We start from the raw sequence: 14,149 nt of genomic DNA on the forward strand, positions 1-14,149 counted from the left end.
ACCTAGTTTGCCTCCCCGGCACGGGGAGGGGGACCGTCCGCAGGACGGTGGAGGGGGCTGGCCACCAGCGCGGCGATTGCCTCGGCAGTGGCCGTTGCATCCGCCAGCACACGCTGGGCAGAAACCCTCAAAACCCTGAACCCGTTATCATTCATGAATTTGGTGCGCACTTCGTCCCGCGCTGCACGAACGGCCGCGTCATGGGCCATGCCGTCCACTTCAATCGCAAGACGCGCCGACAAACAGCAAGAATCAGCCACGTAAGGGCCAATCGGATGCTGGCGGCGAAACTTCAGACCAGCGGGGCGCTGCCGCAAGGCTTGCCAGAGCAACCGTTCTGGAACGGTCATTTCGCTGCGCAGGCGGCGGGCGAGATCGACAACCGGGCGCTGAGCGGGAGGATGGCCCCCTCCACCGCGCTGCGCGCGGTCCCCCTCCCCGTGCCGGGGAGGCAAAGCGTTACCTGCGCTCAACCCAGCAGCCTTTCGTTCACAACCTTGCCGCCGTGCGTCAGGCGGATCGCGTTGCCGATTTCCTCGTCCAGCACGGGCCGACCCGCCTCCTTGTCCCAGAACGCGGACAGGAAGTTATAGAGGTTGCGGGAAAACAGCGCCGAGGCATCGGCCGGCAGTTTCGCGGGGGTGTTGGCATAACCGATGATCTTCACCCCGTGCTTGACCACGACCTCATCCGGCTTGCTGCCTTCGACATTGCCGCCTGCGGGCGCGGCCAGATCGAAGATCACGCTGCCGGGTTTCATCGTCGCGATCTGCGCGTCGGTGATCAGGCGCGGCGCGGCGCGCCCCGGAATCAAGGCAGTGGTGATGACGATGTCCTGCTTGGCGATGTGGCTGCTGACCAGTTCGGCCTGGGCCTTCTGGTATTCCTCTGACATTTCCGTGGCATAGCCGCCCGCGCCCTCACCCTCGATCCCGGCGACGCTTTCGACGAAGATCGGCTTGGCGCCAAGTGACTGGATCTGTTCCCTGGTCGCGCTGCGCACGTCGGTGGCAGAGACTTGCGCGCCCAAGCGCCGCGCCGTGGCGATGGCCTGAAGTCCGGCGACACCCACGCCCATGATGAACGCCTTGGCCGCGCTGACGGTGCCAGCCGCCGTCATCATCATCGGGAAGGCGCGGCCATAGACATTCGCCGCCTCGATCACCGCCTTGTACCCGGACAGGTTCGACTGGCTGGACAGGATGTCCATGCTTTGCGCACGGGTAATGCGCGGCATGAATTCCATCGCCAGCGCTTCCAGCCCGGCGGCGGCATAGCCATCGACGCGGGCGCGCTGGCCGAACGGATCAAGCCCCGCGACCACCCACGCGCCGGGATTGACCCCGGCGAGGGCAGCGGGATCAGGCCCCTGCACGCCCAGCACGATGTCCGCTCCGGTGGCTGGATTCGCCGTCACTTCGGCCCCGGCGGCGGCATAGTCCACATCGGCAATCGACGCGGCTTCACCCGCCCCGGCTTCCACCGCGACGACCGCCCCCAAGGCTATGAACTTTTTGACAGTTTCGGGCGTCGCCGAAACGCGGGTTTCCCCGGCTGCGCGTTCCTTCAGGACCGCGATCCGCATGGCGGCGCCCCCCTGGTCCATCAGGCGATCAGGTAAACCACCAGCACGGTGACCAGCGCCGTCAGGATCGAGCCCCACTTCACCAGACCCAGAAAACCTGTGTAAGTTGCTGCGTGCGCTTTCATGTCGTTACCGGAAGCCATCGTGTTCTTTCCCCATAAATTGCCGCGTGGGCCTGTTCATCCCGTCTATCGTCCGTTCCCGCGCGGCTCAAGCGGCAATCCCCGCCAATGTGAAGGAAATCGGCTGCCTTAATCCGGTCTTTACCCAAACGCGCTAATTGCGGCTGACACTTTAAGGGGGCCGTGAACAGGACAATGGCGGAATTCGAACAGCGCCTGCTGATGCTGATCGATGATGAACCGGCGCAAAGCCGGTTGATCACCGCGCTGGCCGCGCGTGAAGGCTGGCGGACGCTGGTCGTGCGCGATTCGGAAACCGCGATCGCCACGCTGGGCACCCGGCAGGGGATGCAACTGTCCGCGATCGTCCTTGACCAGTGGGTGCCGGGCGATGACGCCTGCGAACTGATTGCCGAACTGAAAAGCCGCCGCCCCGCCCTGCCGATCCTGATGCTGACCACCAGCGCATCGCCGCTGCTGGCGGTCGAGGCGATGCGGGCCGGTGCGCGCGATTATCTGATCAAGCCGGTCGCGCCGGACCGGCTGATGCAGGCGCTGCGCGCCGCGACCACCCGCGAAGCCCCGCGCGACGAATTGCAGCCACTGACCGAAAAGATGTCGTCCGCGCCCGATTTCGACGCGATGATCGGCGCGGCCCCGACGTTCCGCACCGCCCTGGCGGTTGCCGCAAAGGCCGCGCGCAGCCATGCGCCGGTCCTGATCGAGGGCGAAAGCGGCACCGGCAAGGAAATGCTGATCCGCGCGATGCAGGCCGCCAGCCCGCGCGCCAAGGCACCGTTCCGGATGTTCAATGTGGGCGGAATTCCGGGAAATTCCGTCGAAAGCGCCCTGTTCGGACATGAAAAGGGCGCTTTTGCAGGCGCGTTCGACCGTCATGTCGGCGCGCTGCAACACGCCGACGGCGGCACGCTGGCGCTCGATGAAATCGACCGTCTGCCGCCGACCGTCCAGCAGCGCCTGCTGGAAGCGATCCAGCGCGGCGACGTGCGGCCGATTGGCGCGCGCCATTCGTTCCGGGTTGATGTGCGGCTGATCGTGGCCAGCAACATCCCGCTGAAAGACATGGCCGCCGACGGGCAGTTCCTGCCAGAACTGCTGGCCGCAATCAGCGGCACCGTAGTCCAGTTGCCCCCCTTGCGCGAACGCAGCGGCGATATCCCCGCGCTGGCCCGCCATTTCCTCGCCCGGATCGGTGAACAACCGGGGCTGCGCGCACTGGGCATTACCGATGGCGCGCTGGCGCTGCTGGGCGCCTATGACTGGCCGGGCAACGTCCGCCAGTTGCAGGCCGCGCTGTTCCGTGCGGCGGTGTTCTGCGACGGCGACGCGCTGACGGCGGACGATTTCCCGCAACTGTCTGACCTGCTGGGCAGCGATGGCACCGCAGTCCATGCGCCGCTTCAGGAAGGCGTGGGCGTGATGCTCTATACCCCCGACGGCAACCTGCGCCCGCTGGAAGAGATCGAGGCCGACGTGATCCGCCTGGCAATCGGCCATTACCGTGGCCGCATGACCGAAGTCGCGCGCCGGCTGGGGATCGGCCGATCGACGCTTTACCGTAAACTCAATGAGTTGGGGATGGGCGACGCGGCGTAGGCGGCGCACCCTTCCATTTCACGCCACTTGTGCCAAATTGCTGTCCGGTTCAATCGTTTGAGGGGCAGTGATGATCTGGTGGGCGACGATCGCCGGGGTCCTGCTGGGCTTCAGTCAATACGACTTCGGCGGCATCATCACCGGCGGCCTGCTGGGCGCGGCGATGGGCGCATGGCTGAAGCACTCGGTCCAAGAAGCGATCACCCGCGAGGTTGAACGCCGGATCGCCGGACTGGAACTTGCCGGAGTGGAACTGGCAAAACCCGCTGCGCCGCCATCCCCAGTAACGCCGCGCGCCGCCTCTCCGTGGGAAGCATCCACGTCGGCCGCTGTGGCAGAACCAGCCGCACCACCGTCACCGCCCCAACCCATTCCGGCCCGGCCCATTCCGGCCCAGTCGGTTGCGGCCGAGCCTGCGTCGCCCGCTCCCATCGAACCAACCGCCGCCCCGACGCTGCCGGTGGGCGAACTGTTCGCCAAGGCGCAAGGCTGGCTGCTGGGTGGCAACACCATTGTCCGGGTCGGGCTGGTGATCCTGTTCGTCGGGCTGACGTTCCTCATCCGGCTGGTCGCCAACTCAGGCCTTTTCCCGATTGAAGCGCGGCTGGCGACGGTTGGCGCGATTGGCGCCGGGCTGCTGGCGTTCGGGTTTCGCAAACGGATTGAAAAGCCCGGTTTCGGCCTCTCGCTGCAAGGCGCGGGCGTGGGGGTGATGTACCTCACCGTCTTCGCCGCCGCGCGGCTCTATGATGTGATGCCGCCGCTGGCCGCGTTCGGTTTCATGATCGTGTTCGCGGCGCTCGGCTGCGCGCTGGCGATCCTGCAAAATTCGCAGGCGCTGGCGCTGGCGGCGTTCCTGGGCGGCTTTGCCGTGCCGATCCTGCTGGGCGGGGAAAGCAAGACGCCGCTGCCGCTGTTCGCGTACATCACCGTGCTCAACCTCGCGATTCTGGTGATCGCAGGCAAGAAAAGCTGGCGGCCGCTCAACCTGCTGGGGTTCTTCGCCACGTTCACGATGGCCGGACTGTGGGGCATGACCAGCTATGGCGATCAGCACTATCTGGTTTGCCAGCTGTTCCTCGCGCTGACCATTGCGATCTACCTCGCGATGGCGCTGCTCTATGCCCACAACACCCCCGGCAAGCTGGGCAATGCGGCGGATTCGACGCTGCTGTTCGGTCCGGCGCTGGCCGGGTTCGGGCTGCAAGTGGGGCTGGTCAGGGATATCGAGTTTGGCAGCGCCTTTTCCGCGCTGGCATTCGGCGCAGCCTATCTGGGGGTCACCGCGTTCGCCCTGCGCAAGCGGCGCGGCGAGATGCAGCTGCTGAACGAATGCCTGCTGGCGATTGGCGTCGGGTTCGTGACGCTGGCGATCCCGCTCGCGCTCGATGCCAGGTGGACCTCTGCCGCCTGGGCGCTGGAAGGCGCGGGCGCGTTCTGGGTCGGCGCGCGGCAGGCCCGCTGGATGCCGCGCCTGTTCGGACTGGCGCTTCAGGCCGTCGCCGCGCTGATCGTGCTGACCACGCTGGACGGCAACGTCTCGGCCTGGCCGTTCGGGCACGATGGTTTTGTCGGCCCGGTGATCGTTGCAGCGGCCTTGCTGCTGACCGCGTGGTGGCTGCGTGTCCCCCTACCCCATTCCGGCTCAAGACTGGCGCTGCGCTATACGCGGGACGAGGCGCTGCTGGGCAAGCCGTGGTTCCTCGCCGGATTCCTGTTCGCCGCCATTGCACTGGTGCGCGAAGTCACCCGCAAGCTGCCCGCCCCGACGAGCGAGGATTACCCGAACTTCGTCTTTACTCCGCACGAGCAGCTGCTGCTGACCATGCTGGCACTGCTGGGCGCGATGGCGCTGGCGGACTGGTTCGGGCGGCGCAAGGACTGGGCCGTGGCGACCTGGCCCGCGCGGCTCAGCCTGCCGCTGCTGTGGGTGTGCTTCCTGGTGTCGGTCGGGCTGGGGCGGCATGTGCTGTACCTGCCCGATCTGGCGGGCTGGGTGCTGGCGCTGGGCGGACACTGGTGGCTGTTGAAGCGGCAGGACGGCGATACCGGGCATGGCATGACGACCATCCGCTCGACGCTCCACGCCGGCGGCGTCTGGCTGCTCGCGGCAATGCTGGCGGAAAGCCTGCAACTGGGGATCGACCGCGCGCGGCTGTGGGATACCTCGTGGGCGGGGGTGATCTTCCTCGTCAGCGTGACCGCCGTGCTGGCCGCACTGACCCGCTGGGCCGGACGCGCCGCGCCGCTGGCGCTGGCGCTGGGACAAACGGAGGGTTTACGCTGGCCGCTGCATCCCAATGCGCCGGCCTATTGGTGGAACGCGGCGGTGCCGCTGGCGGTGCTGGCGCTGGCCGGGGCCGCATTTGCCGCTGTCATGGCCCAAGGGGTGACCGATCCGCTGCCCTACCTGCCGCTGCTCAACCCGGTCGACCTGTCGGTCGCGCTGGCGCTGGCCGCGCTGGCGCTGTGGCGGCGGATGGTCGCCAGCGCCGCGCACCCACCCGCCGGGGCCAAACCGCTGCTGGGCGATGCGCCGGTCATCATGGCCGGACTGATCGCGTTCGGCTGGATCAACGCAATCTGGCTGCGCAGCGCGCATCACTGGCTGGATATCCCCTGGACGCCGCAGGATCTGGCCGGGAACGGTACGGTCCAGACCGGTATCTCGATCCTGTGGACGCTGCTGGCGATGGCGCTGATGCTGGCCGCCAAGCGCACCGGCGCGCGGGTGCTGTGGCTGACCGGCGCGGCCTTGCTCGCAGCGGTGGTGGTCAAGCTGCTGCTGCTCGACATGTCCAAGGTCGAGGGGCTGGCCCGGATCATCGCCTTCATGGGCGTGGGCGGACTGATGCTGGCGATCGGCTATTTCGTCCCCCTGCCCCCGCGCAAGGGCGGGGAAGCGCAGGAGCAACCGGCATGATCCGCCGCCTGACCATCGCCCTGCTGGCGCTCACCGCCGCCGCGTGTGACAGCGCCGCTCCGCCCGACCCGACCCGGCCGGATCAGTTCGCGGTGCGGTTGACGGTGGAACCGGCGGCAGGCGGCCCGGTCCAGCGCGTGATCCTGCCGGAACAGGCGCTGATCGCGGTCCAGCGCGCGGATCTGGGCGACGTGCGGGTGTTCGACGGACGCGGCAAGCCGCTCTCGCTCGCCCTCAGCGGCGGCGCGGACGAGGAGCGGCGCTCGGTCACGCTCAGCGCGATCGCCCTGCGCGGCGCGGCAAGCGCCTTGACCGCCCCCGGCGCAGCAATCCGGATCGAGGACAACGGCACCGCGCGCGTCGTCACCATCGGCGGCGAGGCGCAGGCGCAGGAAACGCTCAGCGCCAGCCTGATCGACACCCGCGCGGTGACCGATCCGATTGTAGGCATCGCGCTGAATGTCACGCTGGCAGACCGGCGCGCGACGACTGTCCGGCTGAGTTCGAGCGCCGACCTGAAAAGCTGGGAACCGCTGGCCGAACGCGTGCTGTTCAGCCCCGCCCCCGGCGCGCCCAGTCTGGGGGGCAGTGTGCTGACCCTGCCCGGCGTCAGCCTGAGAGACCGCTACTTGCGGGCCGACTGGGACGCAGGCAGCGGCGCGGCCTTGCAGGGGGTGACGATCACCACCGCCCGCACCGCCCCCCTGCCGCGCGCCGTGGTGGCCAGCCGCGGATTGCAGCTGGTGGATGACCATCACGCCCGCTTCGCCGTGCCGTTCGCCGCGCCGCTGGCCGCGATCCGGCTGGTGCAAGCCGGGCCGGTCGGGGTGCTGCCGGTGGAAGTGTTTGCCCGCACCAACCCCGAACAGCCCTGGACGATGCTCGCTGCCGCGACCCTGCGGCAGGACAGCGCGGGCACGGTGATCGATCTGATGCCGGGGCCATGGCGCGAATACCGGATCGTCGCAGACTCGCGCAGCGCCGGGTTTTCCGCCGCGCCGAACGTGGAACTGCTGCTGGACCGGATTGAAGTGCTCGCCGCGTTCAACGCCGCCCCGCCCTATACGCTGGCGGTCGGGGCCAGCGCCGCTGCACCGCGCTATCTGGACGCGGCCGATCTGGCGCCCGAAGCCCTGCGCAAGGCCGGCCCGCTGCCAATCGCGCGGGTCGATGTATCCGGGCAAAAGCCCGCGCCAATTGCCGTCGCGCCGCAGCCCGACAGCCCGTTTGACCTGCGCAAGCTGGCGTTGTGGGGCGTGCTGCTGCTCGGCACAGCGATCCTCGCCTTCGCGGCCTTCCGGCTGGCGCGCGGCAATCGGACGCCGGAACAGCCATGACCCGGTTGGCGGGCAAGACCTGCATTGTTACCGGCGGCGCGCGCGGGATCGGCAAGGCGATCTGCGCGGCCTTCGCGGCGGAAGGGGCGGATGTGGTCCTGACCGACATTGATCGCGTGGGCGGAGCAGCGGCAGCGGCAGACATCGGTTGCCGGTTCATCCCGCTCGACGTCCGCTCCGAAGCGGGCTGGGCCGCGCTGGCCGCTGCCGTTCCGGTCGCCGACGTAGTGGTCAATAATGCCGGGATCACGGGGTTCGAGGATTCGCCCGGCCCGCATGATCCCGAACACGCCAGTCTGGCCGATTGGCGCGCGGTCCACGCGACCAACCTCGACGGCACGTTCCTGGGCTGCCGCTATGCCATCGGCGCGATGAAGGTGAAGGGCGCGGGCGCGATCATCAACGTGTCGTCCCGCTCCGGTCTGGTCGGCATTCCGGGCGCGGCAGCTTATGCCAGTTCCAAGGCAGCGGTGCGCAATCACACCAAGTCGGTCGCGCTCTATTGCGCGGCGCAGGGCTGGCAAATCCGCTGCAACTCCATCCACCCCGCCGCGATCCTGACCGAGATGTGGGAGCCGATGCTGGGCGACGGGCCGGACCGGGCCGAGCGCATGGCCGCATTCGTGGCCGACACCCCGCTCAAGCGGTTCGGCCTGCCACAGGACGTCGCAGCCATCGCGGTGCTGCTCGCCTCGGACGAGGCGGGTTACGTGACCGGCGCGGAATTCAATATCGACGGCGGATTGCTGGCCGGATCGGCCGCCGCACCGGGCTGACCTGAAGCCCCACCCCCGCCGTTCGTGTCGAGCGCAGTCGAGACACGGTTGCGCAAGCGTGTCTCGACTACGCTCGACACGAACGGATATGGGGCGGTGAAGGGATCTAGAGCGGCGGCAACTGGCTGAAATCGGTCAGCGCCGCATCGCGCAAACCGCGCCAGACGCGTAGCGCCTGCATCGTTTCGGGCACATCATGCACGCGCAGCAATTGCACGCCCGCGTCCATGCCCTTCAGCGCGAGCGCCACACTGCCCGCGACGCGGTGATGTGCCGGAACCTCGTTCGACAGCGCGCCGATCATCCGCTTGCGGCTGGCCCCCAGCAACAGCGGCTGGCCCAGCGCGTGGAACAGCGGCAGTGCATTCATCAGCGCAAGGTTGTCCGCCAGCGACTTGCCAAAGCCGATGCCGGGATCGAGCACGATCCGGTCGCGCGCAATGCCCGCCGCCAGCGCGGCAGCGCAGCGCGCGGCCAGCCAGTCAAACACGTCCAGCACGACATCGGTGTAGTCGGCGGCCCCGTGCAGGTCCTCGCCTTCTCCCGGCGCGTGCATCAGCACCACCGGCGCGCCGCTGCCTGCGGCGAATTCCAGGCTGCGCGGATCGTGGCGCAGCGCGGAGACATCGTTGATCACGTGCGCGCCCGCCGCCAGCGCGGCTTCCATCACGCCGGGGCGGCGGGTATCGATGCTGATCGCCGCGCCCATTGCCGCCAGCCGCTCAACCGCCGGGATCACGCGCTTGAGCTCGTCCCCTTCCCACACCGCCGCCGCACCGGGGCGGGTGCTTTCCCCGCCAACGTCGATCAGCGCCGCTCCGGCCTCCAGCATGGCCGAGGCATGGGCGTTGGCCACGGCCGGATCGTCCATAAACTGGCCGCCATCGGAAAAACTGTCAGGCGTGACGTTAAGGATGCCCATGACCTGCGGCTGATCGAGCCGCACGGTGCGCGCGCCGCATTGCAGCGGCGCGTGGGCGCGGCGCAAGTTGTCCCACTGCTCTCGCACCGCTTCGGGCAGGTCCGGCAGCGCCGCTTCCAGTTCGCGCACGCCAAAGCGTTCGCGCGATACCACTTTGCCGCCCTCGCGCACGATCAGCGCGAAGCGGCTGGCATAGACCATCCCGCCCGCCAGCCGCACAGCCGCGCCTTCCTCGCTTTGCGGGGATTCGGCCAGGGCGATCGGGCGAAGGTAGTGCGTGCGTGTCATGTTCTGCCCTTACCCAAACCCCGTCATGCTGAACTTGTTTCAGCTTCCATCCCGCGTTTCACCGCAAGGTTGCGATTAGCGCGCAGCCCGGAGGTTAGCTGCCCAACCGATGCCATCAAGTGTGTGGCGCGATGGATCCTGAAACAAGTTCAGGATGACGATCATAAAGGTTAGTCCTCGGTGGCGAGCAAATAGGTCTGGCGCAGTGCGTCGATCGGCTTGAATTCGCCCTGATGCTCGATGTGCCAGAACGTCCAGCCGTTGCACGAGGGCGCGCCTTGCAGCTTGGCCCCCAGCCCGTGGATCGAGCCGAAATCGGCCCCCGCCACCAGCGAGCCGTCGGCGCGCACCGTGGCCGTCATCCGGCGCTTCTTGTCGAGCAGCACGGTGCCCGGCGCGATCAGACCCGTTTCAACCAGCGTCCCGAACGCCACCTTGGGCGCGGACCTGGGGCTTTGCATCGTGGTGATCGCGGATTCGTCCAGCGGCAGCGCCAGTTCGATCCGCTCCAGCGCGGCTTCGCGGTAGATCCCCTCGCGCTCACACCCGATCCAGTCGCGGCCCAGCCGCTTGGCCACCGCGCCGGTCGTGCCGGTGCCGAAGAACGGGTCCAGCACCACGTCGCCCTTGTTGGTGGTGGCCAGCATCACCCGGTAGAGCAGCGCTTCGGGCTTTTGAGTCGGGTGGACCTTGTGGCCTTCCTTCTTAAGCCGCTCCTGCCCGCCGCAGATCGGCAGCACCCAGTCAGAGCGCATCTGCAATTCATCGTTCAGCGTCTTCATCGCGCGATAGTTGAAGGTGTATTTCGCCTTCTCCCCCATCGAGCACCAGATCAGCGTTTCGTGCGCGTTGGTAAAGCGCGTGCCCTTGAAGTTCGGCATCGGGTTGGCCTTGCGCCAGACGATGTCGTTCAGGATCCAGAACCCCATGTCCTGCAACATCGCGCCCAGCCGGAAGATGTTGTGATAGCTGCCGATCACCCACAGCGAACCGTTGGGCTTCAGCACGCGCCGCGCCTCGGTCAGCCATTCGCGGCTGAACTTGTCATAGGCGGCAAAGCTGTCGAACTGGTCCCAGTGATCGGTTACCGCATCGACATGGCTGCCATCCGGGCGCGACAGATCGCCGCCCAGCTGCAGGTTATAGGGCGGGTCGGCGAAGATCATGTCGACACAGGCATCGGGCAGGCTGCGCATCGCCTCGATGCAGTCGCCATCGAGGATCCGGCCCACCGGAAGATCCGGGCGCGCAACTTCCTTTACGGCACGCAGGCGCGCCTTTTCACCAACCAGCAACTGACCCATAAAACCGTATTCAACCCCCGTAAGTTATCCACAGGGTGAGTCATTTGGAGTCCCGCGTCAAGTCGCGACTCCGCAGGAATCCTTGGGATTCGGGGTATTGGCAGGGTGTGGATAAGCGGAACAGAACGAGTCCTGCACAGGATATGGAGTCTTGGCGGGCAAGCGGGACTCAACATCTAGGGGGTGTGTCCCGGCGGACTCAGAGTGAAAAAATTCCGCGAACCGCCCCCAACGCGTGCCCCGGCCCAGCCCGTTCCCCTCGCCTTCCGTCATCCCGGACTTGATCCGGAATCCCGCTTCCTGATGGCGCGCGCAAAGATAGCAGGACCCCGGATCAAGTCCGGGGTGACGACAGCGCTTGAGATACCCTTTGAGAATTGGGAAAACCAAAAACCGAGTAAACAGAAAACACTACTGCTTATAGGTTTCGATGCCGCGCGGTAACTCTCTATAGAAAAATGGCTGCCCTGCGCTACTCTTGATACAAGCGATTATGTCTTTGTCATTCGGATGCCAAAACGTTGAGCCTTGCCAAATAACATTTTTTTCTGAAGGCATGATGATGGCAGCTGAATGGCTGGTTTTCTCGATCCATGACACTGCTGGGCCGCACAGCACCAACGCTGAAATCAGCTGTGCAGGGTCAGCGCTTCGATCTTTGCCGCCTTCTACTTTCGTATAACCCGCCGGATTATCGTCGGGACCGTATTGAAGTGGAAACTCCAAGGAAATGCTGTGGGCGGCGGACATCATTGTTTCCGATTTTCCGCGGGCCTGCTCCTGATCCGGTGACCCACACGACGACACAAGGAGCGCAGAGATGAAAAAGACTGATTTTCTCATCCGCAACAAATGACGAAGAAAACGAAAGTCCGCAACTTCACCGTCGTCGGAACGTCCGCTTGCAGAATGGCAAAGCGAACAGCTGCCGTCCCCTAAATCAGCACCAGCTGCGCCACCGGGGCAAAGCTGCGGCGGTGGATCGGGGTTGGGCCATGGTTCCGCAGCGCCGCCAGATGCTCCGCCGTGCCGTATCCGGCGTTGCGATCCCAGCCATAGTGCGGCCAGGTTTCCGCATGGGCGCGCATGACGCGGTCGCGGTGTTCCTTGGCAAGGATCGAGGCGGCGGAAATGCAAGGTTCCAGCGCGTCGCCGCCCACGATCGCCCGCGCGGTCCAACGCCATTCCGGCACGCGGCCCGCCGGGGTCTTGTTGCCGTCGATCAGCACTTCGTCCGGCTCTGCCCCAAGCGCCTGCACCAGCGCGCCGACCGCGCGGGTCATCGCCAGCATGGTGGCGGCAAAAATGTTGATCCGGTCGATCTCGTCCGCTTCAACCACGCCCAGCGCCCAGCCGCAGCTTTGCCCGATGAGCGGTTCCAGCACGGCGCGCCGTCTGGCCGACAGCTTTTTGGAATCGTCCAGCCCATCTGGCGCGGTCACGCCCAGCACGCAGGCGGCGGCCACCACCGGCCCCGCCAGTGGCCCGCGCCCCGCTTCGTCGACCCCGATCACCCACCGGTCGGACGGGTGCTTGGCAAATCGCTGCGGAACCCCGATGATAGCATCCATGACCAAACCGCTCCTCACCGCCCTTTCGCCCCTCGCCCTGTTCCTCGCAAGCTGCGGCCCGTCGGTTGCTGGGGACAGCCCCGCCCCGCCGGCAAGCGAAGTGAAGGACGCATTTGCCATCACCGAAGTGGCCAAATTCAACGAGCCCTGGGCGATGACCTTCCTGCCCGGCGGCAAGGAAGCGCTGATTACCGAGAAGTCCGGCAAGCTGAAGCTGTGGGACGGCGCAGCGGTGCTGGACGTGGCCGGGGCGCCCACGGTCGCCTATGGCGGTCAGGGCGGTCTGGGCGAGGTGATCCTCGCCCCCGATTTCGCCAGATCGGGCATGATCTATCTCAGCTGGGCCGAAGCGGGCGACGGCGAAACGCGCGGCGCAGCCGTGGGCCGGGCCAAGCTGGTGCGCGGCGGCGTCCCCCGGCTGGAAGGGCTGGAAGTGATCTGGCGGCAGGCACCCAAGGTTACCGGGCGCGGCCACTATTCGCACCGTCTGACGTTCTCGCCCGATGGTCGGCATCTGTTTGTCGCGTCGGGTGACCGGCAGAAGTTCACTCCGGCGCAGGACATGGCGCAGAACCTCGGCAAGGTTCTGCGGCTGCTGCCCGATGGCAAGCCCGCACCGGGCAACCCGTTTGCGGCGCAGGGCGGTGTCGCGGCTGAAGTGTGGTCGCTCGGCCACCGCAACATTCTGGCGCTGGCGTTCGATCCCACTGGCAAGCTCTGGGATCTGGAACACGGCCCGGCTGGCGGGGATGAACTCAATCTGGTCAAGCCAGGACAGAACTATGGCTGGCCGGAGGTTTCGGACGGCGATCACTATGACGGCAGGGCCATCCCGCGCCACGCCACCCGGCCGGAATTCGCGAAAGCCGCGCTCGGCTGGACCCCGGTGATCGCGCCGGGCAACATGATTTTCTACACCGGCAAGATGTTCCCGCAGTGGCGCGGACAGGCGCTGATCGCAGGCCTTGCCAAGAACAGCGGTGTGGTGCGCGTGGCGGTGGACGGCGAAACCGCCCGCGAAGTCGCCCGCCACCCGATGGACAAGCGCATCCGCGAAATCGAACAGGCCCCGGACGGCGCGATCTGGCTGCTGGAAGACGGCAAGGACGCGCGGATGCTGCGGCTTTCGAAGCCGAAAGGGTAAAATACATCGACAACCCGGCGCGGGCGGCTTATCCGCCCGCGCCGATGACTACGCCCGCCCTCATTCCGCTCGATCAGGTCGATCCGCAATGGATCGAGGACCTGCTGGACCGCGCGTTCGAACCGGGGCGGCAGCAGCGAACCGCCTACAAGGTGCGCGAAGGGATGGACTGGCTGCCCACCTTGTCGTTCGCCGCGCTCGACAGCGATGAGCACCTCGTCGGCACGATCCAGTGCTGGCCGGTCGCGCTGAACAGCCCCGATGGCAAGGCTCACCCCATGATCATGGTCGGCCCGGTCGCGGTCCTGCCCGAATTGCAGGGGGCCGGTTACGGCAAGGCGCTGATGACCGCCAGCCTGTCGGCGCTCAGCCCCAATGCCCCGCTGCCGCAAGTGATGATCGGCGATCCGGAATACTACGGCCGGTTCTGGGACTTCACCAATGCCCACACCGGTGGATGGACCTTGCCCGGCCCGTTTGAACAGCACCGCCTGCTGGTGCGCACCAGCAATCCGGCCGTCCTCCCCCGTGACGGCATTCTGGGCCCTTGGAAAGGCTGA

Annotated in this window: 13 protein-coding genes; 6 read left to right on the top strand and 7 right to left on the bottom strand. The window is 66.8% G+C overall.

Going from position 1 to position 14,149, the window contains the following annotated elements:
* Positions 1–2: 2 nt before the first annotated feature.
* The 3 genes from Q8Q53_RS06880 to Q8Q53_RS06890 all read right to left on the bottom strand — a co-directional run bounded on the left by Q8Q53_RS06880 (position 3) and on the right by Q8Q53_RS06890 (position 1,728).
* On the bottom strand, positions 3–350 hold the full coding sequence (locus Q8Q53_RS06880; protein WP_371136525.1) for an endonuclease domain-containing protein: 348 nt from the start codon (positions 348–350) through the stop codon (positions 3–5).
* A 119-nt stretch (positions 351–469) separates the two neighbouring features.
* Complete coding sequence (locus tag Q8Q53_RS06885) at positions 470–1,585, bottom strand: NAD(P) transhydrogenase subunit alpha (protein WP_305701020.1); 1,116 nt, start codon at positions 1,583–1,585, stop codon at positions 470–472.
* A gap of 20 nt (positions 1,586–1,605) precedes the next feature.
* Positions 1,606–1,728 carry an aa3-type cytochrome c oxidase subunit IV gene (locus Q8Q53_RS06890; RefSeq protein ID WP_305701021.1) on the bottom strand — a complete coding sequence of 41 codons (123 nt, stop codon included), beginning with the start codon at positions 1,726–1,728 and terminating at the stop codon, positions 1,606–1,608.
* A 174-nt stretch (positions 1,729–1,902) separates the two neighbouring features.
* Between Q8Q53_RS06890 and Q8Q53_RS06895 the strand changes: the two genes are divergently transcribed.
* The 4 genes from Q8Q53_RS06895 to Q8Q53_RS06910 all read left to right on the top strand — a co-directional run bounded on the left by Q8Q53_RS06895 (position 1,903) and on the right by Q8Q53_RS06910 (position 8,360).
* Positions 1,903–3,324, top strand: a complete 1,422-nt coding sequence (locus Q8Q53_RS06895; protein WP_305701022.1) for a sigma-54 dependent transcriptional regulator — start codon at positions 1,903–1,905, stop codon at positions 3,322–3,324.
* Between the two features lie 70 nt (positions 3,325–3,394).
* On the top strand, positions 3,395–6,247 hold the full coding sequence (locus tag Q8Q53_RS06900) for a DUF2339 domain-containing protein (RefSeq protein ID WP_305701023.1): 2,853 nt from the start codon (positions 3,395–3,397) through the stop codon (positions 6,245–6,247).
* Entirely contained in the window at positions 6,244–7,584 is a 1,341-nt protein-coding gene (locus Q8Q53_RS06905; protein WP_305701024.1) for a DUF3999 family protein, read from the top strand. The genes Q8Q53_RS06900 and Q8Q53_RS06905 overlap by 4 nt, the downstream gene beginning before the upstream one ends.
* Complete coding sequence (locus Q8Q53_RS06910; protein WP_305701025.1) at positions 7,581–8,360, top strand: SDR family oxidoreductase; 780 nt, start codon at positions 7,581–7,583, stop codon at positions 8,358–8,360. Before Q8Q53_RS06905 ends, Q8Q53_RS06910 begins: the two co-directional genes overlap by 4 nt.
* 106 nt (positions 8,361–8,466) lie before the next feature.
* Here the strand turns inward: Q8Q53_RS06910 and folP are convergent, their stop codons facing one another.
* The 4 genes from folP to Q8Q53_RS06930 all read right to left on the bottom strand — a co-directional run bounded on the left by folP (position 8,467) and on the right by Q8Q53_RS06930 (position 12,445).
* Positions 8,467–9,570: a dihydropteroate synthase gene (gene folP / locus Q8Q53_RS06915; protein WP_305701026.1), complete on the bottom strand. Its 1,104-nt coding sequence runs from the start codon at positions 9,568–9,570 to the stop codon at positions 8,467–8,469.
* Between the two features lie 170 nt (positions 9,571–9,740).
* Positions 9,741–10,874 (bottom strand): site-specific DNA-methyltransferase, encoded by a 1,134-nt coding sequence (locus tag Q8Q53_RS06920; RefSeq protein ID WP_305701027.1) that lies wholly within the window; start codon positions 10,872–10,874, stop codon positions 9,741–9,743.
* 411 nt (positions 10,875–11,285) lie between these two features.
* Positions 11,286–11,624, bottom strand: a complete 339-nt coding sequence (locus tag Q8Q53_RS06925; protein WP_305701028.1) for a hypothetical protein — start codon at positions 11,622–11,624, stop codon at positions 11,286–11,288.
* Positions 11,625–11,809: 185 nt separating this feature from the next.
* Positions 11,810–12,445, bottom strand: a complete 636-nt coding sequence (locus tag Q8Q53_RS06930; RefSeq protein ID WP_305701029.1) for a ribonuclease HII — start codon at positions 12,443–12,445, stop codon at positions 11,810–11,812.
* On the opposite strand from Q8Q53_RS06930, the gene Q8Q53_RS06935 reads away from it, so the two are divergent.
* A complete protein-coding gene (locus Q8Q53_RS06935) occupies positions 12,444–13,589 on the top strand; it encodes a PQQ-dependent sugar dehydrogenase (RefSeq protein ID WP_305701030.1) in 1,146 nt (381 codons plus the stop codon). The two genes, Q8Q53_RS06930 and Q8Q53_RS06935, sit on opposite strands and share 2 nt — an antisense overlap.
* A gap of 44 nt (positions 13,590–13,633) precedes the next feature.
* Positions 13,634–14,149 carry a GNAT family N-acetyltransferase gene (locus Q8Q53_RS06940; protein ID WP_305701031.1) on the top strand — a complete coding sequence of 172 codons (516 nt, stop codon included), beginning with the start codon at positions 13,634–13,636 and terminating at the stop codon, positions 14,147–14,149.

This window comes from Novosphingobium sp. (assembly GCF_030699305.1).
Classification (GTDB): Bacteria; Pseudomonadota; Alphaproteobacteria; order Sphingomonadales; family Sphingomonadaceae; genus Novosphingobium.